The sequence below is a fragment of the Rhodococcus sp. B50 genome, from assembly GCF_013602415.1.
In the GTDB taxonomy this organism is placed as follows: domain Bacteria; phylum Actinomycetota; class Actinomycetes; order Mycobacteriales; family Mycobacteriaceae; genus Rhodococcus.
Map to the genome: position 1 here is coordinate 2119839 of NZ_WPAG02000002.1, position 22522 is coordinate 2142360.

The 22522-nt window shown below is 67.6% G+C and carries 19 protein-coding genes; all 19 read right to left on the reverse strand.

Going from position 1 to position 22522, the window contains the following annotated elements; genetic code table 11:
• Positions 1-52: 52 nt before the first annotated feature.
• The 19 genes from GON09_RS10105 to GON09_RS10195 all read right to left on the reverse strand — a co-directional run bounded on the left by GON09_RS10105 (position 53) and on the right by GON09_RS10195 (position 22512).
• On the reverse strand, positions 53-1576 hold the full coding sequence (locus tag GON09_RS10105; protein WP_213931682.1) for a sugar ABC transporter ATP-binding protein: 1524 nt from the start codon (positions 1574-1576) through the stop codon (positions 53-55).
• Positions 1573-2589, reverse strand: a complete 1017-nt coding sequence (locus GON09_RS10110) for an ABC transporter permease (RefSeq protein WP_016692089.1) — start codon at positions 2587-2589, stop codon at positions 1573-1575. Before GON09_RS10110 ends, GON09_RS10105 begins: the two co-directional genes overlap by 4 nt.
• 20 nt (positions 2590-2609) lie before the next feature.
• On the reverse strand, positions 2610-3755 hold the full coding sequence (locus GON09_RS10115) for a sugar ABC transporter substrate-binding protein (RefSeq protein WP_213931683.1): 1146 nt from the start codon (positions 3753-3755) through the stop codon (positions 2610-2612).
• Positions 3756-4117: 362 nt separating this feature from the next.
• The gene (locus GON09_RS10120) at positions 4118-4867 is read right to left on the reverse strand and encodes a GntR family transcriptional regulator (protein ID WP_307854346.1); all 750 of its coding nucleotides are present in this window, start codon (positions 4865-4867) and stop codon (positions 4118-4120) included.
• A gap of 108 nt (positions 4868-4975) precedes the next feature.
• Positions 4976-5749, reverse strand: a complete 774-nt coding sequence (locus tag GON09_RS10125) for a GntR family transcriptional regulator (protein ID WP_213931684.1) — start codon at positions 5747-5749, stop codon at positions 4976-4978.
• Positions 5750-5898: 149 nt separating this feature from the next.
• Positions 5899-7233 carry an NtaA/DmoA family FMN-dependent monooxygenase gene (locus GON09_RS10130; protein WP_213931685.1) on the reverse strand — a complete coding sequence of 445 codons (1335 nt, stop codon included), beginning with the start codon at positions 7231-7233 and terminating at the stop codon, positions 5899-5901.
• Positions 7234-7470: 237 nt separating this feature from the next.
• Positions 7471-8502, reverse strand: coding sequence for an ABC transporter permease (locus GON09_RS10135; protein WP_213931686.1), 1032 nt, complete (start codon positions 8500-8502; stop codon positions 7471-7473).
• Entirely contained in the window at positions 8502-10040 is a 1539-nt protein-coding gene (locus GON09_RS10140) for a sugar ABC transporter ATP-binding protein (RefSeq protein WP_213931687.1), read from the reverse strand. Before GON09_RS10140 ends, GON09_RS10135 begins: the two co-directional genes overlap by 1 nt.
• The gene (locus GON09_RS10145; RefSeq protein ID WP_213931688.1) at positions 10027-11205 is read right to left on the reverse strand and encodes a sugar ABC transporter substrate-binding protein; all 1179 of its coding nucleotides are present in this window, start codon (positions 11203-11205) and stop codon (positions 10027-10029) included. The genes GON09_RS10140 and GON09_RS10145 overlap by 14 nt, the downstream gene beginning before the upstream one ends.
• Before the next feature lie 130 nt (positions 11206-11335).
• Positions 11336-11986 carry an isochorismatase family protein gene (locus tag GON09_RS10150; protein ID WP_213931689.1) on the reverse strand — a complete coding sequence of 217 codons (651 nt, stop codon included), beginning with the start codon at positions 11984-11986 and terminating at the stop codon, positions 11336-11338.
• Positions 11983-13470: an MFS transporter gene (locus GON09_RS10155; protein WP_213931690.1), complete on the reverse strand. Its 1488-nt coding sequence runs from the start codon at positions 13468-13470 to the stop codon at positions 11983-11985. Before GON09_RS10155 ends, GON09_RS10150 begins: the two co-directional genes overlap by 4 nt.
• An 8-nt stretch (positions 13471-13478) precedes the next feature.
• Entirely contained in the window at positions 13479-15131 is a 1653-nt protein-coding gene (locus tag GON09_RS10160) for an amidase (protein ID WP_213931691.1), read from the reverse strand.
• Positions 15128-16096 (reverse strand): carbon-nitrogen hydrolase family protein, encoded by a 969-nt coding sequence (locus GON09_RS10165; RefSeq protein WP_213931692.1) that lies wholly within the window; start codon positions 16094-16096, stop codon positions 15128-15130. Before GON09_RS10165 ends, GON09_RS10160 begins: the two co-directional genes overlap by 4 nt.
• Before the next feature lie 72 nt (positions 16097-16168).
• Positions 16169-17254 (reverse strand): pyrimidine utilization protein A, encoded by a 1086-nt coding sequence (gene rutA / locus GON09_RS10170; protein ID WP_213931693.1) that lies wholly within the window; start codon positions 17252-17254, stop codon positions 16169-16171.
• A gap of 150 nt (positions 17255-17404) precedes the next feature.
• Positions 17405-18436: a LacI family DNA-binding transcriptional regulator gene (locus tag GON09_RS10175; RefSeq protein ID WP_213931694.1), complete on the reverse strand. Its 1032-nt coding sequence runs from the start codon at positions 18434-18436 to the stop codon at positions 17405-17407.
• Between the two features lie 155 nt (positions 18437-18591).
• Positions 18592-19392, reverse strand: coding sequence for an ABC transporter ATP-binding protein (locus tag GON09_RS10180; RefSeq protein ID WP_213931695.1), 801 nt, complete (start codon positions 19390-19392; stop codon positions 18592-18594).
• Positions 19389-20441: a FecCD family ABC transporter permease gene (locus tag GON09_RS10185; RefSeq protein ID WP_374195304.1), complete on the reverse strand. Its 1053-nt coding sequence runs from the start codon at positions 20439-20441 to the stop codon at positions 19389-19391. The genes GON09_RS10180 and GON09_RS10185 overlap by 4 nt, the downstream gene beginning before the upstream one ends.
• Positions 20438-21481, reverse strand: coding sequence for a FecCD family ABC transporter permease (locus tag GON09_RS10190; protein ID WP_213931696.1), 1044 nt, complete (start codon positions 21479-21481; stop codon positions 20438-20440). The genes GON09_RS10185 and GON09_RS10190 overlap by 4 nt, the downstream gene beginning before the upstream one ends.
• Positions 21478-22512 carry an iron-siderophore ABC transporter substrate-binding protein gene (locus GON09_RS10195; RefSeq protein ID WP_213934387.1) on the reverse strand — a complete coding sequence of 345 codons (1035 nt, stop codon included), beginning with the start codon at positions 22510-22512 and terminating at the stop codon, positions 21478-21480. The genes GON09_RS10190 and GON09_RS10195 overlap by 4 nt, the downstream gene beginning before the upstream one ends.
• Positions 22513-22522: the final 10 nt, after the last annotated feature.

Below are 22522 nucleotides of genomic sequence, written 5' to 3' on the forward strand. Positions count from 1 at the left end.
GTCCCGTTGTCGCGGGACCGGGAGTCTGTGCCGTCGGGATCCGACGGCGGGGTCAGTGGGTTGCCAGGAGTGCGTCGTCCGCCGGGGACTCGCACGCTTCGAGCAGTTGCTGCTCGGTCAATCGTGGACCGGACAGTTCGTCGATCAGGCGGCCGTGGTGGAGCACCAGCACTCGATGGCACACGGCCGCGAGGAGTTCATGTTCACCGGAGAACACCACCACCGCAGCGCCCTTCGTCGCTGCTGCCATCGCGTCGGCGAGCAGGTCCTTGGCCGAGCCGGGATCCACACCTTGGGTCGGTTCGTCCAGGAGCAGGATCTTGGGGTCCAGTTGCAGCCATTTCGCGAACACGACCTTCTGCTGGTTGCCGCCGCTGAAAGCGGACATGGGCAGTTCGGGCCGGTTCGGGTGGACGTTCACCTCGGTCATCAGCCGGGCAGCACGCTCACGCATCGCGTTGATGTCCAGCCCTTTCCAGCGCCGGTGCCGGTGCACCACGGGGAGGATCACGTTCTCCTCGGCGGTGCCTTCCACCCAGCAGCCGTCACGCAGCCGGTTCCCCGGGACGAGGGTCATCCCGTGGTCGATCGCCTGCCGCGGATCACTCGCGCGCAGTTCGGTTCCGTCCACCACGACGGTTCCGGCGGCGGGCTTCTCGTCCCCGGCCAGGAGCATCGGCAGTTCTTCCTGGCCCATGCCCGCGAGCCCGGTGACGCCGACGACCTCGCCGGCGCGGACCGTGAGATCGACGTCCGCGACACGTCGCCCGGTGAGTCCCCGCACCGTCAGACGCGGGGCACCGAACTCGACGCCGGGCGGGGCCGGATAGAAGTCGTCCATGCGCCGCCCGAGCATGTGGGCGACGAGTTCGGAGCGGCTCGTGTCCTCGATCGGAACCTCGACGACGTCGCGGCCGGCGCGCATCACCGTCGCGCGGTCGCACACCTCCATGACCTCGGCGAGCCGATGGCTGATGAAGATCACGCCGGCACCGGTGTCCGCGACGCGGCGCATGAGCGCGAGCAGCCGGGACGCTTCGGGGCGGGGCAGTGCAGCGGTCGGCTCGTCGAGGATGAACAGCTGCTGGTCGGTGTTGCCGTCCATCAGGCGCATGGCCCGCACCACCGCGAGCAGGGCGCGCTCGGCGGGGCTGAGGGTCGACACCTGGGCATCGAGCGGGAAGTCGAATCCGAGCCGGTTCATCAGTTCCCGGTAGACGGCCTTCTCCCGTCCGACCCGCACCGGTGCCAGCAGGCGGGCACCGTACCTGGCGTTCGCTCCCAGGTTCTCGAGCACGGTCATGTCGTCGACCAGCCCGATGTCCTGGTGGATGACGGCGATGCCGTGTTCGTGCGGAGCGTCCACCGGCAGGGTCAGGGTGCGGCCGAACACCTCGACCGAACCCTCGTCCGGCGTCACCACCCCGGTCAGCGACTTCACCAGTGTGCTCTTGCCGCAACCGTTCTGGCCGAGCAGAGCGTGGACCTCGCCGGGGCGGACGTGCAGGTTCAGGCCGTCGAGCGCGACCGCGCCGCCGTAGGACTTGCTCAGGCCGACCACGTTGAGTGCCGTCATGTCCGGGCTCCTGCCCGGCGCTTGCCGACCAGCTTGGCGGCGGTGACGGACACGATGAGCGCGAGTCCGTAGAAGACGTTGGTCACCCAGGTCTGCGCGCCGAGCAACTGGAGTGCGGTGATGCCGACGGTCAGCAGGTAGAGGGCTGCGACGGTGCCCCACGCGTTGAACCGGCCCACGGTGATCGCGGTCGCGCCGAGGAAGGCTGCCGCGAAGGGCTGCAGCATGTACTGGGCGCCGACGCTCGGGTCGACCGCTCCGAAGTATCCGGCGAAGCAGATACCGATGAAGGCCGCGATCAGACCCGACACGATGTACGCCGAGGTCCGGATGCGGTCGACGGAGATGCCGGCCAACCGTGCCGCGGCGCGGTTGCCCCCGATGAAGACCGTGTACCGGCCGAGCGGGGTGCGCTGGTAGACGTACCAGAGGACCACCACGAGCACCCAGGCGTACCAGGTGATCATCGGCAGGCCGAGCAACTGCGAGCGGGAGAAGTTCACGAAACCGTCGGGGACGCCGGCCACGATCCGGCTGTCGGTGATCAGGTACGCGAAACCTGCCAGCGCCGTGTACGAGCCGAGTGTGGCGACGAACGAGTCGACACCCACCCGCACCACGATGAGTGCATTGATGGCTCCGACCAGCGCGCCGAGGGCGAGGGCGGTGAGGATCGCGACGTAGGCCGGATAGCCGTTCTTCGTCATCACGGCCACGATCGCCGCTGTCGCCACCATCGTCTGCGAAATGGACAGGTCGAAGTCTCCGAGCCGGAGCACGATCGTCGCGGTCAGGGCGAGCAGGAGCACCAGCGACTGGGCGTTGAGCATCGTGGTGAACAACGATGCCGTGCGGAACTGAGGGAGGGTGGCGACACACAGCAGGACGAGCAGTCCGAGTGCGCCGACGAGGGCCCAGCGTTCGAACGCCCCGTCGAAGCGGGAGGAACTCTTCGTCACGGGGGATACCGTCTCCGTGAGCGTCGTGTCGGGGGTCGTGGCGGAAGTCGTCATGGGATCTCCTGTTCGGCCGGTTACTGAGCCGAAGACCACGCGGACACGAATGCCGCCTGGTAGTCCGAGTATTCGGGCGCGATCGACTCGACGCTCGCATCACCCACGTTGTCGGCGTCGACGACGCGGGTCGGGATCACGTAGCCCGGGGCGCTCTCACCGAGGATCGCGCGGGCGAGGTCGTCGACGGCCAGCCAGCCGATCCAGCCGGCGGGCGGGGTCGCGATGTCCATGTCCTGGCCGGAGCCGCCCGCGATCGCGTCGAGGTTCGGTTGCAGACCGTCGCGGCTGAGAACCTTGGCCTTGGAGTTGGCTGCGGCCAGCACGGGGTCGACGTAGGTCACGGCGCTGTCCCACACGGGGAAGATGTAGTCGATGTCGGGTTGGCGCTGCAGCGTGGTCTGCAGCTGGCTGCCGACGTCGGTCGCCACGTTGGCGACGTCGACGTCGATGATCGTCACGGTGCAGTCGGGGCATTCCGACTCGATCTGCGACTTCGCGCCCTGGGCGAGGTAGTCCCACACGGTGACCGAGGTGGACGAGATGATCGCCAGGTTCCCGGCGCAGCCGCTGTCGGCCATGACCCAGTCGGCGGCCATCGCCCCGTCGGCGCTGAAGTCCGCGGTGAGGTTGCCGTACATGCCCGACGGGACCGCGTCGTCCGGATCGGAGTTGAGGGTGTTCTGCACCGGGATGCCGGCGGCTTCGGCGGAGGCCAATGCCGACGACACCACGCTCGGATCGATACCGACCAGGATGATGCCGGCCGCCTTCTGGGCCACCGCCTGTTCGATGCCCTCGTTGAAGCGGTTGGTCATGCCCTGACCGTCGAAGCGGACCACCTTCATCCCGGCGGCCTCGGCGGCTTCCTCGACGCCTTCGACCATGTCCACCGAGAACTGGTTCATCGTCACGGTGATGAACCAGATGGTGTCGCCCTGGAGCGCGGCGAGATCCAGGGGTGCGGTGGGGGCGATCAGCTCGGACGGAGCGGTCGCGGCGGCGAGACGCGCCTGCACGCCGTCGACGCATTCCTGCGCCGAGGCGGAAAGGGTCCTGTCCGAAGTGTCGTCCGATCCGACGTCGGTGGCCGCCGTGCAGGCGGACAGCGCGAGCGACGCACCGAGGAAGAGAGCCCCGACGGCCGTATGCTTGAGCGATTTCATGCGTTCTCCGGTTCCAGCTACACGCCCGTGATGCGTTGCATCGGCCGGGCACGGGATCGAGTTCACGGCGACACCACAACTCGTTCGCCTCAGTGACGACGATCAGTCAACGCGGAGTCGATTTCGCCGCCTGGTCGACGCATTTGCGCGTCGATTTCGCCGTGTAACCCTTCGGGGCGCGGACTGCCGTGAGCGATTCGTGCAGGTCGGCGAGGCCTGCCGGTCCGGGCTCGATCCGGCATCCGGTCAATACGCCGCGAGCGCTCCCCTATTCGCCGAGGCCGCACTTCTCTCGAAAGGAAAATGCCCGCATTCCTTCCGGAATGCGGGCACGTCCTCCCGAGCCGATCGTCAGGCGCGCGTCACTGCCCCACCCGTTCGGGTGCCGTGCCGAGCGGGAAGGACACCCGATCGGCCCGGTAGTACGAGAAGGTGTACTCCTGCACGGTCCCCTCCACATCGCGCAGGAGCTGTTCACGCATGAGTACGGGGGAACCCTCCCGCAGGCCGAGCACGCGGGCGGTGTCGGTGTCGCAGGCGACGGCGTCGATCACGGTGTCCACCTTGCCCAACGGGACGCCGTAGACCAGCGCGAAGGCGTCGGCGAGACTCGGACAGCGCTGCCACACCTTGGGTTGCTCGTACTGCTCCCGGTAGTAGGCCATCCGCACTCCCAACGGTTCCACGCCGGTGCTCGTCACGTGTTCGAAGACGTGCTCGACGAGTCCCACACGGGTGTCGTGGGTTCCGAGCCGCGTCCTGATGGACGGCCCCGACGGCACCACACGATTGTCGGTCTGCCGCACCGCGAAACCGGGCGGCGTGTGCCACGGCAGGATGTCGTCGACGGGGACCTGGAAGTACTCCTGCCGCACGCGGGTTCCCGTACGCCGGCGCCGCTCCACCAGTCCATCGGCTGCGAGTTGCTGAAGCGCCTCCCGGACCCGGGCCCGCGGAATACCCATGGTCTTGACCAGACGGTCCTCGACGAGTTGTTCGTCGTCGACGAGAAAACCCGACCTGATCAACGATCGGATCAGGCCGTATGCGCGGCGTGTCTGATTCGTCGAACCTCGTACTGATGAATCGTCGCGACGCATGTCCTGCTGCACTGTGCCTCCTGGAACACTGACCGGACTCGACGCCGGTCATGGGTCGGTTCTATCCCATCGGCGTTTCGAAATCGTTACGAGGACAATCCCACTCGACTTCGACGTCTCTCAGCGCAGTGGGTGGTCGCGGTCCGGGTCCTGTCCGTCGGTCGCGTGCAGGTGCGGAGAGGCGACCGCCGCGGTCGACGGGCGCCCGTGGACGAAGGTGACACGATCGGCGCGGTAATGGTCGAACGCGATCTGGATCGGGCGCTCATGGGAGTCGTAGAAGGTCTGATTGCGTACGACGACCGCGGACCCCTCGGCGATCCCGAGTATCCGGGCGGTGCGGGCATCGGCGGTCGTCGCACCGATCGAGGTATCGATCCGGGACACGGTCCGTCCGAAGAACCGGGCGGCGACCTCGCTCATCGCGGCGCGCCCGTCGTAGCTCACCGCTTCGAAGGACGACCGGAAGTACGCCGTGCGGATGCCGATCACCGTGCCGTGCAGAACGAACGTGTTCTCCACCATCCGCAGCCGACGATCCGAAGTCGACAGTCGGGTCCTGAGCAGGGAGGTACTGGGAACCGTGCGCTGTTCGGTGATGACGATGTCCATCTCGTCCGGTGGGCCGTCGGCGAGACGGATGTCCTCCAAGGCGATCCGCACTCCCGTGTTCACCACGATCGTGCCGCTGCGCGGATGCCGCTCGACCACGCCCTCGTCCGCGAGTTTCCGGAGCGCCTCACGGACGGCGGTGCGGCTCGCATCGAGGTGGGCGATCAACTGATCCTCGACCAGCACCTGATCCTCGGCGTAGATACCGTGGTGCACCGAGGCCAGCAACATGTCGTGTACCCGCCGCGAGAGCGTATTGCGGTTGCCTGCCGAGCCGCCCACCGCGCGAGGATGAGTGGCTCGTTGTCTCACGATGACGTTCTCTCTCATGCTTCTCGGTCTCCGGTAACTACGGGCCGGTGGACGGCGGAGGTGCCGAACCGGCCGAGGACCGCATCGGGTGGGTGCGGCCCTCGACCGGTTCCACCGGATCAGAACTCGTGGATGTTCTCGTTCAGGGTCGTGTACGTGTATCCGTCGCGGATTGCTCCGCGACGCTTCAATGCGGGGGCGAGTCCGTCGGCGATCTCCGCGATGCTGTGGCGGGTCATCGGCGAGTACAGCAGGAAGCCGTCGCCACCGACCTCGTCCATGATCTCCTCCATCTTCGCGGCCACGGTGTCGGGGCTACCGACGAGGCCGAGATCGGTGATCTGGAAGGATTCCGCCGCGACCTGCCGCAGGGTCTTGCCCTCCGTGTCCTGGAAGAGGTTGGCAATCGAGGAGCGCTCACCGTTGCCCTTGGACAGGTCGATCTCGTCGACCGGGGTGTCGAGGTCGATCGCTCCGAAGTCGATGCGCCCGCCGCTCGTGTAGCTCATGTTCCAGAGGTTGTACTCCACCGCAGCGTCCGTGTACCGGTACCGGCGCAGCGCCTCGGCCTTCTCCTGCGCTTCGGCGTCCGTGGGCGCCACGATCGGGGTCGCGAGGAACAGCAGTTTGATGTCGCTCGGCTTCCGGCCGTGGGTGAGCATCCTGCGGTGGATGTCCTCCCGATAGGCCTTCATGTCCTCGACGGTCTTGCACATCGCCATCTGCGTGTCACCGTGGCGCGCAGCGAGTTCGCGGCCCGGCACCGAGCCGCCGGCCGAGACGACCGGGATGTCGCGCTGCGGACCGGGGATCGTGTTCAGCGGGCCACGGGAGCGGAAGTACTTGCCCTCGAAGTTGATCGGGTGCACCTTGGTGTGGTCGGCGTAGATGCCGTTCACATCGTCGGCGACCACGGCGTCGACGTCCCACGAGTGCTGCAGCTGCTTGACGACCTCGACCCATTCCTCGGCCATCCGATACCGCTCGTCGTGGTCGAAATGCTGCTCGAAGCCGAAGTTCTGGGCCACGCGGTCGGTGACCGACGTGACGACGTTCATGCCCACACGACCCTCGGTGAGATGGTCGAGCGTGGTGTAGAGGCGAGCAGCGAGGTAGGGGTGGTACTGGATCGTCGAGACGGTGGGAACGATTCCGATGTGCTTGGTGCGCTGGGTCATCAGAGGCACGAGGGGCATCGGATCGTTCTTCGGTGCCATGAAGCCTCGCCGGAGCGAGACCTCGGCGGAACCGTTGTAACTGTCCTCGACCATCGCGGTGTCCTCGATGAGGATGTAGTCGAAGCAGGCACGTTCGAGCGAGGCTGCGAGATCGACGTACAGGTCCGGCTTCATCCAGTCCCGCATATTCGCACCGGTGTACACACCGTCGCCTCCGGCCGGGTTCCAGGGCTGGATGCCGAAACCGCTTCCGAGAAACCATCCGAGGTGAAACATGTTTTCCGCCTTTTCCTTCCGAAACCGGGTGACCGCACATCCGCGGTGGTGTGTGCAGTGTCGTCGGCGAACGGCGGCGATTCGGTTCCGTCGCGGTAACGCGCGAGTTGCGCGAGTCCTCGGGGCGGGGTTCCGGCCATTCGGCCTGATGTGAGACGAGTGCCCCGTCGTGTTGCGCAACCGTGACGGCCGCGCAACACGCCGGCGCACTCGCATCGGACGAACTCCCGACGTGACTCAGCGTGTGGAGTGTGACGTCGTTCGGCGCCGCACCGCGCCGGACAGCGCGACCGCGACCACCAGTGCGCCACCGTAGAACAACTGCTGGACGAAGCTGGCGACACCGAGCATCTGCAGGCCGACGACCCCGGCGACGAGGAAGTACACCGCGACCAGCGTGCCGAAGGCGTTGAAGCGGCCGGGGACGATCGCGGTGGCACCGAGGAAGGCCGCCGCGAAGGCGGGCAGCATGAACGACTGACCCGAGGACGGATCGGCACCGCCCAGCATGCCGGCGTAGATGATGCCGGCGAGCGCGGCCACCAGCGCGGACGTGACGAGTGCGCCGCCGCGGATGCGGTCGACGTGCAGGCCGCTGAGCCGTGCCACCTGGGCACCGCGTCCGACGAAGAGCAGTCGGCGTCCGATCGGCGTGTACTGGAAGATCACCGCCATGATCAACACGAGGGCGAGGGCGTAGTAGAACTGCAGCGACACACCGAAGATGCGGGTGCCGATGGTGGCATCGACGAGTGCGGAGTCGACGCCGGTGACCGAGGTCGAGTCGGAGATCCACTGCACCACACCGAGCACCACGGTGCCGCTGCCGAGGGTCGCGATGAACGAGTCGATCTGCAGTCGCACGACCAGCAGTGCGTTGATCAGGCCGACGACGAGGCACACGAGCACGGCGACTGCGATGGCCGGCAGCAGCGACCAGCCCTGTTGCACGTTGAGCACCGCGATCGTCATGGCGGCCAGCGACATCGTCGATACGGCCGACAGGTCGAACTCGCCGGCGGTGAGCGGGACGATCAGACCCAGCGCCAGGACGAGCAGGACGGCCTGGGAGCCGAGGACGTTCTGCAGGTTGTTGGTGGTCGGATAGGTCTCGGGACGCAGGGCGCTGAACACGACGACCACGGCGACGAGCGCCAGGACGAGCGCGTACTTCTCGAACAGCGGCCCGAACGAACGACGGGAACGCGCGGAATCCGATTCGGTGGTGGGAGTTTTCGTGGTGGCGTTCTTGTCGATGGTGACGGACATCAGGCGCTCACTTCCTGTCGGGTCGAGCCGAGAACACTGTCCGAGATGTGATGCTTGGACAGGTTGTCGCCGGTGAGTTCGGCGACGACATGTCCGTGGGCGAAGACGAGGACGCGGTCGCACAGGACCGACAGTTGCTCGTAGTCGGAGCTGGCGACGACGATGCCCGCTCCCCCACGCACGGTCTCCCGCAGCATCTCGAAGATGCGGGCGCGGGCACCGATGTCCACACCCTGGGTGGGTTCGGCAAGGAGCACCAGCACCGGGTCGGTCTGGAGCCACTTGCCGAGCAGAGCCTTCTGCTGGTTGCCGCCGGACAGCGACCCGTAGACGGCCTGCGGGTCTCGTGGCCGGACGTCGCAGTGCTCGGCAAGCGCGGTCGCGATGTCCTTCAGCGCTCGCGGTTTGACGAATCCTGTACCGAGCACGGGCAGGGTGACGTTCTCGGCGACGGTCAGTTCGGGAGCGCTGCCCTCGACCTTGCGGTCCGGCGGCACGTAGACGACCTTCCGGGCGAGCGCGTCGATCGGTGTCATCGCGGACAGGTCCACGCTGTCGTCGCCCACTGTCAGCCGCCCGCCACGGGCCTGCCGCGCCCCGTACAGGGCGGGCAGGACGTCGTCGTAGCCCGAACCGGCGATGCCGGTGAGTCCGACGACCTCCCCGGGCCGCACGTCGAACCCGATGCCGTCCACGGAGGTCGTCTCGAGGTCCTCGACCCGGGCGAGAGCCGGTACGTCCTCGAAGTCGCGGACCGGCCCGGCGACGCGCGGGTCGGCGGAGTCGAGACTGCGTCCGACGATGAGGTCGATGAGCGAGGTCGCCGTGAGGTCGCAGGTGCGATGCGTGCCCTGCGACACCCCGTCGCGCAGCACGGTGACGCGGTCGGTGTGGTCGAGCACCTCGTCGAGGTCGTGGGAGACGAACAGGACGGCGGCCTTCTTGTCGGCGACGATCTCGCGGACGACGGCGAACAGCAGGTCGGTGCCCTCGCGGGGCAGGAAGACCGTGGGTTCGTCGAGCACGAGCAGAGTGCGGCGCTCCCCCAGTTCCTCGGTCGCCCGCAGGATCGCGAGGAGGGCGCGTTCGGTCTCGTTCAGGCTCGACACCGGCGCCTGGGGATCGATGTGGAGTCCGAAGCGCTCGAACAGTACTCGGGCGGTGCGCTTCTCGCGCCGCCACGAGATCCACGGACTCGATCCGGCCACGACCGGTCCGACGCGGAGGTTCTCGACCACCGACAGATCGGGCACGAGGGCGAGGTCCTGATGGACGAAGCTGATGCCGAGGTCGCGGAATCCGCCGGCCGGAACCGGCAGTGTCACGTCCCTGCCGCGCACCTGCAGCGCGGCGCCGGGGTCGGGGGCGTGGAAGCCTGCCAGGACCTTGATGAGCGTGGACTTGCCGGAACCGTTCTCCCCCAGCAGACCGTGCACCTCACCGGCGTGGATCGTCAGGCCGACCTTCTTCAGCACCGTGTGCTCGCCGAAGGTCTTGGACAGACCGACGATGTTGACGATGGGATCAGGACTGCTCACTGGGCCCCCACAGTGCTTCGTAACCGGTGACGTAGGCCGTGCCGTAGCCCTTGTCGGGCTGCGGCGGGGTGCCGGTCTCGTCGATGTTCTCCGCAGTGATGAGCTTGAGCGGGGTTTCCTGTGCGCCGTTCGGGACGGGGTCGTAGCCGAGGAGGAGGCGACCGGCCTGGTCCATCGTCGCCCATGCGAGCCACGGGATGGATTCACCGACGTTCATCGTGACGATGCCGTCGTCCTGCTGGATCTTGAGGACGGCGGGGGTGCCGTTGACCGAGGAGATCTCGACCTGGCCGGCCTTGCCCGCGGCCTTGATGCCCGACTGGGCGTAGAGCGACATCGAGTCGTAGATGGGCAGGACGAAGTTGATGTTCGGGTCGGCGGAGAGTGCGGACTGCACCTCGGACTGGATCTTGGTGGCCCACTCCGTGACCGGGACGTTGACGATCTTGTAGGTGCACTTCGGGCAGTACTGCGCGATCTCGTCCTCCATCGCGGCGACCTCGGCCTTGGCCGGGGGAACCTCGTTGGAGGTGATGATGAGCGCGTTGCCCTCGCCTTCGGTGCGGTCGATCATCCAGTCGACGGTGAGTCGGTTGGCCTCGGAGAGTGGGGCGTCGGTGGTGGCGTCGATCAGTCCTTCGAGGTCGGCCGGCACCGGTTCGCCGCGCAGGATGGTGTGGGTGAGCAGAACGGGAATCCCGGCAGCATCGGCTTTCTCGAGCGCCGGCTTGATGAGGGAGGCGTCGACACCCTGCGAAAGAATGATGAGGTCGACCTTCTGGTTCACGGCCTGTTCGACACCGGTCGCCCACTGGGCGGGCTGGCCCTGGTTCGTATACTCGATCCAGGTGGCGCCGTAGCGTTCGGCGACCTTCTTCGATTCCTCGTCGACGGCGACGTTGTACGGGTTCTCGCTGTTGGTGGGGATCGCGAAGATCGTCTTGCCGGCGATGTCCTTCATCGGGAACGGCTCGGCCTCGAGCGTGAACTCCGGGTCCGCCTCGTACAGGGCGAGCTGGGCGCGGGCGTACTCGATTCCGGCGGTGACGTCGGCGGCGGACACGTCGCCGCCACCCGAGCCGTCACTGCTGCACGCGGCGAGACCGAAGACGGCCGAGAAGGCGAGCGCGGCGATCGCAGCGCGGCCGGGAAGGGAATGACGCATGGATTCTCCTGGGGGGATGAGGAGTGTGCCGAAGAAGCGGCCGCGTCGTTGCGGGACCGGCTGGGGAAGGAGATGACTTCGAATGTATCCGCAGCGTGTTGCGTACGGCGACATCCTTGGTTCATTCGTGTTAATTGCGTGCGGAGATCGTCTCCAGGTACTCCTGCGCCCGGCCGAGCGACCACACCTCCGCCATCTTCTGCTGCATGTCGAACAGATTCGACGAATGAATCGCCGGATCACGATCTCCCACAGCCTCTTCCACGACGATCGGAACAAAGCCGTGCTGCATCGCATCCAGTGTCGTCGCGCGTACGCAACCGCTGGTGGACAACCCGGCGATGAGCACGGTGTCCACTTCGAGCGACGTGAGGTGCGAATTGAGAGTGGTACCGAAGAACGCGCTCGGATACTTCTTCGTCACCAGCATTTCCGCGCACGTCGGTTCGAGACCCTCGATCAACTCCCCATACGGACTGCCTTCGCAGAACGCGACGAGGGTGCCCGACTTCTTGAAGAACACCCCGGCATCGGCACCGTCTGCACGCAGGCGAACCTCGGTGATCACCACCGGGATTCGGGCTTCGCGCGCGGAGGTGAGCAGGGTGCGCATCGCCTCGACGTTCTCTTCCACCCCCGCGTACAGCGGGCAGTCGGGATCGATGTAGGCGCGGGCGGGGTCGACGACGATCAACGCGGGACGGGTTCCGGGCTGCAGTTCCTGCCCGAAACCGGCGCGGGCGTAGTCGGCGGCCTGTTCTGCACGATCGGCGATGGTCATGCGGACTCCTTCAGTGGGATGACGGATTCGAGGGTGTGGACGGTCGCTGCCGGATTGCGGCGCGGAAAGGCGAGACACACGCCGACACCGAGCAGGGCGACGACGGCGAGCGCGATGCCGACCGCTCGCACGTTGTCGACGAACTGCGCCACCTCCGCGCTGCCCAGCGTGCCGAGGGTCCCGCCGTAGGCGGCCTGGCGGGCAGCGGCACTGAGGCCGGCAGTGGCGAAGACGAGCGCCAGCGCCGTGCTGAGCAGGTAGCCGACGTTCTGCAGGGTCGAGCGTAGCCCGTTGGCGATGCCGCGACGGTCCGCGGGAGCCGTGAGCATCAACGCGCTCGTGCTCGGTGTCATGAACAGTCCGGTGCCGCAACCGAGTACGAACAGGAAGGGTGCGGTCGCCCCGAGCGAACCGCCGTCCGGCGACAACAGCAGTGCCACTCCGAGCAGACCGACGGCGTTGAGTCCCATGCCGGTCGCAGTGAGCGTACGGGGGCTGAAACGCAACATCAGGGAACCTGCCGCTGCCGCCGCGACCACGGTGCCGATCGCGACCGGCATCACCAGCGCACCCGCGGCGACCGCGGAGATTCCGCTCACCGCCTGCCCGTACAGCGACACCAGCAGAGTCACCGCGTAGGTGGCGATCGCGTTGACGAGCACCGCGGCGAGGACGAGCGCGATACCCCGGTTGCGGAACAACGACAGGTCGACGAGCGGATGGGTCCGCCGGATCTGCACCGCGACGAACGCCACGGCAAGCACGAAACTCGCTGCGCCGCAGGCCCAAGGCAACCAGGGCGTCGCACCGAACCCCGGAGTGAGGGCCAGAACGACGGCGGCGAGCAGTGCGGTGGACAGCACCGCACCGGATACATCGAAGGGTTCCCGGGTCACCGCCCTGGAGGGACTACGCGGAATCACCGCAATCGATACGGCGATCGCGAGCAGCCCCACCGGCAGCACCACGACGAACAATCCACGCCAGCCGAAGACTGCGGTGGCGGCACCGCCGATCACCGGTCCGACCACCTGCGCGACGGCCGCGACCGTCGCGTTCCAGCCCAGTGCCCGACCGAGGGTGTGCGGCGGGAAGGTGTCGGTGAGCAGCGCCGTGTTGTTCGTGACGATGGCGGCGGCCCCGGCGCCCTGGAGCACTCGGGCCGCCACGAGCCATCCGGCCGACGGCGCCAGCATGCACAGGCCGGTCGCGGCGGTGAAGGTGATCAGTCCCGCGAGGTAGAGCGGTCGTCGCCCGATGATGTCGGCGAGCCGGCCGAACACCAGGATCAGGGCGGTCGTGACGAGCATGTAGCCGAGCAGGATCCACGTCGACTGGGCGCCGGAGGCATCGAGTTCGCGTGCGACCGTGGGCAGTGCGACGGTCAGCCCGCTCAGGCTCAGGAACACCGCGACGACCCCGATGCTCGTTGCCGAGAACACTCGCCACGGGTGCGGATGACGCTGCGGGGCCGGGCTATCCATCGGCACGGCTATCCGTCGGTACGGCGGTCGTGGACGTCGGTGACGGATTGGAGCACCTGCGCCAGGCGCAGGCACGTGTCGTCCGCCCACGGCCGTCCCACCAACTGGACGCCGACCGGCATCCCGTCGGAGAAGCCCGCGGGTGCCATGACAGCGGGCAGGCCGAGATAGTCGAACAGGCCGGTGTTGCGGCCGACGATCGATTGCATCGGGTACCGCACCCCGTCGATCTCCATCGTCACGTCCGACAACCGCGCCGCTGTGGCGCCGATACCCGGCGTGACGAACACATCGATACCCGCGGTGTCGAAGGCGTGGATCGTCTCCTGCTGGGTGAGCGTGCGCCGGCGCACCGATCTCAGGTAGTCCACGGCCGACGGTACGAGTCCGCGCGCGATCCGTACCTGGGTGCCGATGTCGTACAGCGCGAACTTCTCGAGGGCGCCCTCCTGGTTGGAGGCGAGCTCGCAGGTCATGACGATCGTGACGTCGTCGTGGAGGCGGTGGGCGTCCGAGATGTCGACGGGCACGACCTCGGCGCCGAGGTCGCGGAAGATGCCCACGACGGCCTCCCAGGCGGCGAGCACGCCGGCGTCGCACAGTTCGGTGAACCAGGTGGTGGGGACGCCGAGGCGCACACCACCCAGGGACGGTGCCGCAGCGGTGCCCGTGACGGCGAGCGCGCCCCGCACCTGCCGCGCTGTCTCGTCCGGGACAGCGGCAGGGTCGTAGCCGTCGGGTCCGGCGAGCACCTCCAGTACGAGCCGTAGATCTGGCGCGGACCGCGCCATGGGACCGATGTGGTCGAGGGTCCACGACAGCGACGCGACGCCGGTGCGCGGCACGAGACCGTAGGTCGGTTTGATGCCGGTGAGATTGCACAGGGCGCTGGGCACCCGGATGGATCCACCGGTGTCGGTGCCGAGAGCGAGCGGGACGAGTCGCGCGGCGAGGGCGCCGGCCGAACCGGTCGACGATCCACCGGTCCACCGGTTCCGGTCCCACGGGTTGGTCACGGCACCGTAGCGTGCGTTGTGCGGTGCACCGCAGGCGAACTCGGTGGTGGCGGTAATGAGAACGGGGATCGCTCCGGCCGCGCGGAGGCGCGCAACGACGGTCGCGTCGGTCGCCGCGATGCGGTCGCCGGTGGTGCGCGAGCCGGCGGTGACCGGTGCCCCGGCCACGTCGATGATGTCCTTGACGGCGAAGAAGATGCCCTCGAGCGGGCGCGCGGTGCCGTCGCTCCATCGTCGGTCCGAGTCCGCGGCCGCGTCGTCGGCGCCGTCGATCACGGCGAGGACAGCTCCTCCGGACAGCACCGGGTCGCTCCATCGGGCCCGCAGCGCGGCGAGGACGTCGGTGGGGGTGGTCGCGCCGGACCGGTAGGCGGTGAGCAGATCGAGGACGCCGAGTTCGTGCACGGGCGCGTCGGTGCGGACGGCGTGGGCGGGTACTTCGATCGGCGAGGCAGGGACGGGGCTCGCTGCCAGCAACGCGACGGAATGGGCGGGCTCGCAGACCGGGTAGTCCGGCACCGAGGCCAGGGGTGTGCGTCGCCCCGCCTCGAGCAGCGGCTCCATGTCGGCGCGGGCCTGTGGGAGCAGGTCGTCGACGGTCGTGACGGACGCGGCAGTGAGGTCGGGATAGTCGGTGGTGGTCATCGGAGCACCTCCGTCGTCGCGGAGGCCGGCCGAGGCAGCGGAGCCGGTCGCACCGTGCCTGCCGTGAGATCGGCCAGCAGGCGCAGTACGTCCGGGCGCCGGTCCCGGGCCAGCGGGAAGGCGGCCCGTTGCGTGGGGACGGCGTCGAGGTCGAGGATGACGCGCAGCGTTTCCCCCGCACGATGGGCCGGAGCCTGGGCGACGATCACACCGTTGGGGGCGATCACGCACGACAGACCGAAGTAGTCGACCGTCACGCTGTTGAGGGTCTCCGGGCCGGCGCGGTTGGCCGCGACGATCCACATCTGCGATTCGAGTGCGCGGGTCTGCAGTTCGGCGAGGAAGAGGTCCTCGCGGGTGCCGAGCGACGAGACGATCGCGAGCATCACCTCGGCGCCGAGCGCGCGGGCGACCGCCCAGTTCTCGGGGAACGTGCGGTCGTAACAGATGACGCAGCCGAAGCGAGTGCCGAAGGCGTCGACGGTGGCGGGCGCCTGCCCGGGCGCGAAGTGATACTTCTCGTCGATATCGACGTTGCCGACCTTGCTCGCCGGCAGCGACAGCTTCCTGTAGGCGGGCAGTGTTCCACCGTCGGGGGTGCGCCAGCTCAGGATCTCGCCGGTGGCATCGATCATCACGACGGAGTTGTGGGTGACGTCGTGGGCGGTACGTTCGAAGACTCCGAAGGCGATGGCGCATCCGAGTTCTCGCGCGAGTGCGCCGAACAGGTCGGTGGCGTCGCCGGGGATCGTCTCGGCCCAGGACGTGCGGTCGACCTCGTGGCTGGTGCAGAAGTAGGGGGTGGTGATCAGTTCGGGCAGGACCACCAGGTCGGGTGTGGTGCCGTCGCCGTCGGGTGCGGCTGCCGCGCGCACGAGGGCGGCGAGCCCGGCAAGGTTACCGAGGAGGTCCTCGGTCAGTTCGCCGGCCTGAACGATGGCGATGTCGAGGGTGCGCGAAGTCAAGAGGAACCTCCTGAAAATGGGATGACGGGTGGGAGCGCGGCTCGACGCTCGCGCTCCCACCCGTCGTTCGTGTCAGGCTGCGGCGGCCTGGATGGTGTTGCGGCTCTTCATCAGAGGCTGGATGCGGGTGCCGAAGTTCTCGATGCCCTCGACGAAATCATCGAAGGTGAGCATGATGCCCTTGATCCCCTCGAGTTCGGCGACCTCGTCGAGCATCCTCGCCACGGTCTCGTAGGAGCCGACGAGGGTGCCCATGTTGAAGTTCACGGCGCCCTCGGGCAGCGAGATGGTCTTCGCCGTGGAGGCATCGTCGGCGGTGGCGTCGGCGGCGGACTGGTCGGCCATGTATCCGAGAGCAGCGAGGTCGGCGTTGTCGTGGTAGTCCTGCCATTTCGCCTGTGCTGCTTCGTCCGTCTCGTCGGCGATGATCATGAACAGGGTCAGCGCACCGACGTCCCGGCCGGTCTCACCGGCCGCGTCGACGAGTGTCGCCACGGATTCCGAGATGGCGGTCGGGGTGTTGATCCCGGTGCCCATGATGAAGTTGAAGTCGGCCATCTCGGATGCGAACTTCATGCCGCTCTTGGACTGTCCGGCCGCGACGATAGGTACTCCGCCGCCGGTGGGGCTCGGTGAGAGCACGCACTCGTCCATCGTGTAGTGCTCGCCCTTGAAGTTGCTGACGCCGTCGGCCCACAGTTGCTTCATCACCGTCACGTACTCGGTGGCCTGCGCGTAGCGGTAACCGAAGTACTCGTCGCCGGGCCACAGACCCATCTGCGTGTATTCGTTCGGCGCCCAACCGGTCACGATGTTGACGCCGAACCGGCCGGGAGCGATCGAGTCGATCGTCGACGCCATCCGGGCGACCATCGCCGGCGGCAGAGTGAGGATCGGAGTGGAGGCGAACAGCTTGATCTTCTCGGTGACGGCCGCGAGGCCGGCCATGAGCGTGAAGGATTCGAGGTTGTGGTCCCAGAACTCGGTCTCGCCCCCGAAGCCCTTGAGCTTGATCATCGAGAGTGCGAAGTCGAGGCCGTGCTTCTCCGCCTTCTGCACGACCGTCTTGTTGAGTTCGAACGACGGCATGTACTGCGGGGCGCTCTTGGAGATGAGCCAGCCGTTGTTGCCGATGGGGATGAAGACGCCGATTTCCATGTCACTCACTCCTGAGAGGCGGGGAGATTCGAGGAAGCGATCCGGCCGCACTGCCTGGCTCGCTGTGACTTCGAATGTATTCAGGAGTTGTTGCCGGATGCGTGTCGACGAGTAACGGGATTGTTACCCGCGTTAAGGATCGGCGACGGACTACGCAAAGGGCACCGCACAGGGTGCCGCACTCCCCCGCGGCACCCATTCGACGTCGAAGTTCCGGTGCACCGGCCGTCCCTCGTCCCCGTCGATACGCGCCAGCAGCAACTCCGCGGCGGCCACCGCCATATCCTCGAGCGGCTGGCGCACGGTCGTCAGATCGAAGATCGACCAGCTCGACTGCTGCAGGTCGTTGTATCCCACCACCGAGACCTCGCCGGGCACATCGAGATCGAGCCGCTTGGCGGCGTCGAGTGTGCCGTAGGCGATGTAGTCGGTCGCGCAGAACACCGCCGTGGGACGATCCGGTCCGGTCAGCAGCGTCAGCCCGCCGGCGAGACCCGTGGCCGCATCGACCGCACCGCGGTGGACACACGTCTCGTCGAGCGGCACACCGCACTCCTCGAGCCGGTCGCGGAAGCCCTTCTCACGCAATCGGATGCTGGGGTTGTCCAACGGACCGGAGATCAGAGCGATGCGGGTGTGCCCCATATCGACCAGATGGTCGGCAACGAGCCTGCCACCACCGATGTTGTCGGAGGTCACCCGATCCACCCGGTGCGCGTACCAGCCGTCGACGTCGCGGTTGAGGATGACGAGGGGAATCTTCCAGTCGATGATCTCCGACACCATCGGTGAATCCAGTCGCGAAGAGATGAACACGACGCCGTCGACCAGTCCCCCGCGCAACGCGAGGATGTCCTTCTCCAAGGATCCCTCGGTGCGGTCGCTCATGAGCAGGACCCGGTAGTCGTTGCGGGCGAAGCAGTCCTGCAGGGTGTTCACCAGCGTCGGATACGACGGGTTGTGCAGGTCGCCGCTGACGATCCCGATGGTCGACGACTTCCGCGTGATGAGGCTGCGAGCGGTGACGTGCGGGACGTACCCCATCTCCTTCGCGAGAGCCCGGATGCGCAGGCGGGTCTTCTCCACGACGCGCGGGTCGTCGCGAAGGGCGCGCGAGACCGTCGATTGCGACACTCCTGCGCGGCGAGCGACGTCGTAACTGGTGACCGACCTGTTCCCCATTCCCGGATTGTAGGGACACGACGGCGCGGCGAGCAGAGTTCACCTGGAGAACACAGGATCGAACCCTCCGGCCTCTCCCGCGCATTCGCTACCGATTTTGCTATCCGCTACAGCAATTTCCGTAGCGGATGACCATTCTTGTAGCGGATGGACAGTCACATGACGTGGTGCCGGCCCACGGGCAGCACGAGCGGTTTGCCGGAGACCGGGTCGGAGATCACGCGACTGTCCAGACCGAAGACCGCCCTCACCGTCTCACCGGTGAGCACCTCCGAGGGATCCCCCGACGCGTAGATGCTGCCGCCGGCCATCGCGACGAGATGGTCGGCGTACCGCGCGGCGAGGTTGAGGTCGTGCAGGACCATCACGATCGTCGTGCCGCGATCGCGGTTGAGATCGGTGAGCAGATCGAGGACCTCCACCTGGTGGCTGACGTCGAGGAAGGTGGTGGGTTCGTCGAGCAGCAGCAGGTCGGTCTGCTGCGCGAGCACCATCGCGATCCACACGCGTTGTCGCTGCCCGCCCGACAACTCGTCCACGGAACGCTCGGCGAGTTCGGTGGTGTGGGTGGCGGCGAGCGCGTCGGCGACCGCCGCGTCGTCCTCCCGACTCCAGCGCGAAAGCACCCGCTGGTGCGGATGCCGGCCGCGGCCCACGAGGTCGGCGACGACGATGCCCTCCGGCGCGATCGGAGACTGCGGCAGCAAACCCAGGGTGCGGGCGAGTTTCTTGGCGGGCAACCGGTGGACGTCCTTGCCGTCGAGCAACACGTGTCCGCCCCGCGGCGACAGCAAACGCGACATCGACCGCAGCAGCGTCGATTTCCCGCACGCGTTGGCGCCCACGATGCACGTGATCCGGCCCGGCGGCACCGTCAGGTCGAGATTCTCGACGACGGTGCGGTTGCCGTAACCGAGTTCGAGGTTCTCGGCGATCAGGGTGTGCGTTGCGGTCACAGCGAGCCTCCCGCGCGGTTGGAACGAATGATGAGGTAGACGAGATAGGGCGCGCCGAGCGCACCCGTCACCACGCCCACCGGATAGCGCGTGCCGAAGGCGTACTGGCCGACGAAATCCGCGACCAGCACGAGCAGTGCGCCGACGAGCGCCGCCGGGACGAACAGCGAGGTCCCCCGCCCCACGATGCGGGCGGCGATCGGCCCGGACAGGAAAGCGACGAACGCGATGGGTCCGGCCGCGGCGGTCGCGAACGCGATGAGTCCGACCGCGGAGACGATCGCGAACAGACGGGTGCGTTCGACCCGCACACCCAGTGCCTGGGCGGCGTCGTCACCGAGCTGGACCATCGACAGATTGCGTGTCTGCACGAGCAGAACCGGTCCGAGCACCACCAGCGCGACGACGACGGGCACCGTCGCACCCCACGTTGCACCGTTGAGACTGCCGGTGAGCCAGCGCATCGTCTCCTGCAGGTCCCACGTCGCCGCGGTGCTCAGCAGATAGGAGGTGACGCTGTCGAGCATCGCGGCGATGCCGATTCCGATGAGGATCAGGCGCGTGCCCGCCACCCCACCGCGATAGGACAGCCCGTAGATCAGGAGGGCGACGGCCAGACCGGCGACGATCGCGAAGACCGACACTCCGGTACCACCGAGGCCGAGCACGATGATCGCGAAGGCCGCCGCGGCGCTCGCCCCGGAGCTGATGCCGATGATGTCGGGGCTCGCGAGGGGGTTGCGGAGCATCGTCTGGAAGGTGATGCCGCCGAGGCCGAAGCAGATGCCGGCGACCACCGCGAGGACCGCGCGGGGAAGTCTCAGGCGGCCGACGGTGAAGGTCGCCCCGACCACGTCCTGTCCGAGGACGACGCGCAGCACATCCGCGGGCGGATAGAAGGTCCGGCCGAACATCAGGCTCGCCACGAAGGCTGCGGCCACGAGGGTCGCGAGCGCGGCGATGACGAGACGACGACGTCGCCCGCGTCGTACCCGGTTCGCGGCGAGTTCGTCGATGCCGGTGTCGGTGGTCTCGAGTGTGGCGGTCACAGTTCGCGCAGTTTCTGCCGTCGGACGATGTACACGAAGAAGGGCGCCCCGATGAGCGCGGTGATGATGCCGACGTCGATTTCGGCGGGTCGCGCCACGATGCGGCCCACGACGTCGGCGGCGGTCAGCAGTCCCGCCCCGACGAGTGCGGAGAAGGGCAGCAGCCACCGGTTGTCGATACCGATGAGCAACCGGCACAGGTGCGGCACGACGAGGCCGACGAACGCGATGGGACCGGCGATGGCGGTCGCCGCCCCGCACAGGAGCACAGCGCCGAGCGCGGCAATGCCGCGGGCGAGAGCGACGCGTTCCCCGAGTCCGGCGGCCATGTCGTCGCCGAGCGCGAGGGAGTTGAGGCTGCGCGCCGACAGCAGGCAGATGACGAAGCCGACGACGAAGAACGGCAAGGCCTGCGAGATGGCATCGAAGTTCGCTCCACCCACACCACCGATCTGCCACGACCGCACGCTGCCGGCGATGTCACCGCGCGGCAGGATGACGGCAGTGACGAACGACGCGAGCGCTGCTGACGTGGCGGCACCGGCGAGGGCGAGTTTGAGGGGTGTCGCTCCCCCGCGCCCGAGCGATCCGATCACGTAGACGAACACCGCGGCCGCCGCGGCACCGACGATCGCGACCCAGATCATCGAGGTCTGCGTCCATAATCCGAACCAGGCCATGCCGATCACCACGGCGAGCGAGGCACCCATGTTTACGCCGAGAATGCCCGGGTCCGCCAAGGGATTACGCGTCACCCCCTGCATCACGGCACCCGCGAGACCGAGCGCGGCTCCGACCAGCAGCGCGAGCACCGTGCGCGGGATGCGTTTGGCGATCGCGCCCTGACCGATGTTGTCGGTCGCTCCCCCGAGGGCCGCGACGATGTCGGCCCAGTCGACGTTGCGCGAACCGATCGTCACGGATGCGATCACGAGCAGAACGAGAACACCGAGCAGAACCAGAAGCCAGACGGAATTGCCGATCGCCGAGCGTCCCTGTTCGGGGACACTCGGCGTCGACTGCGGGTGTAGTGCGGTCACTCCGCGCCGGTCTTGCCGGCTGCGTCGGCGAGCAGCTCGACGTAGTCGGAGAGGACCCAGGAGATGGCCAGCGGCGTCGGATTCGCTGCGGTGCCGAGCGGGCCGGAGCCGTCGAGGAAGACGATGGAGCCGTTGCGGACTGCGGGCATCTGCGACAGCAACGGGTCGGCCTCGAGCGCGTCGACGAGTTCCTGGTCACCGTAGGTGACGATGATCTGCACGTCGTCGAAGACGTCCACCTGCTCGGCGCTGACCTTCTTCGAGAACGCGTCGTCGGTGGAGGCGTCCGCAACGCTCTTCGGGGTGGACAGTCCGAGATCCTCGAAGAATGCAGCGCGGGTGTCGTTGGCGGTGTAGAAGCTGACCTGGCTCAGGTCGGCGGTGTCGACGTGAGTGAGGAACATCGTCGCCTTGCCCTCGAGTTCGGGATGGGCGGCGGCCGCGTCGGCGATCTCCTGCTCGAGGCTCGCGACGAGTTCCGTGCCCTCCTCGGCCATGCCCAGGCCGGCGCTGTTGAGCTCGATCATGTCGCGCCACGAGGTGGCCCAGGGCGCTTCGGGGTAGGCGACGACCGGAGCGATCTCGCTGAGGGTGTCGTAGTCCTCCTGCGTCAGACCGGAGTAGGCGGCGAGGATGACGTCGGGGTTCGTGTCGGACACGGCCTCGAAGTCGATGCCGTCGGTCTCGTCGAACAGCACGGGGGTCTCGGCGCCGAGTTCCTCGAGACGCTCCTCGACCCACGGCAGCATGCCGTTGCCGTCGTCGTCGCCGAAGTTGGCGGCTGCCATACCTACCGGCACCACCCCGAGGGCCAGCGGCACCTCGTGGTTGGCCCAGTTGACCGTGGCGACGCGCTCGGGCTTCGCGTCGAGGGTGACGGTGCCGAGCGCGTGCTCGATGGTGATGGGGTACTCACCCGAACCGGCGGTGCCGGAGTCGGTGGTCTCCGAGGAGTCGGATCCACAGGCGGTGAGACCGAGGGCGACCGCGACGGATGCGGCGGCGATCGTCAGAAAGCGCTTCGAACGCATGGAGGCAGAA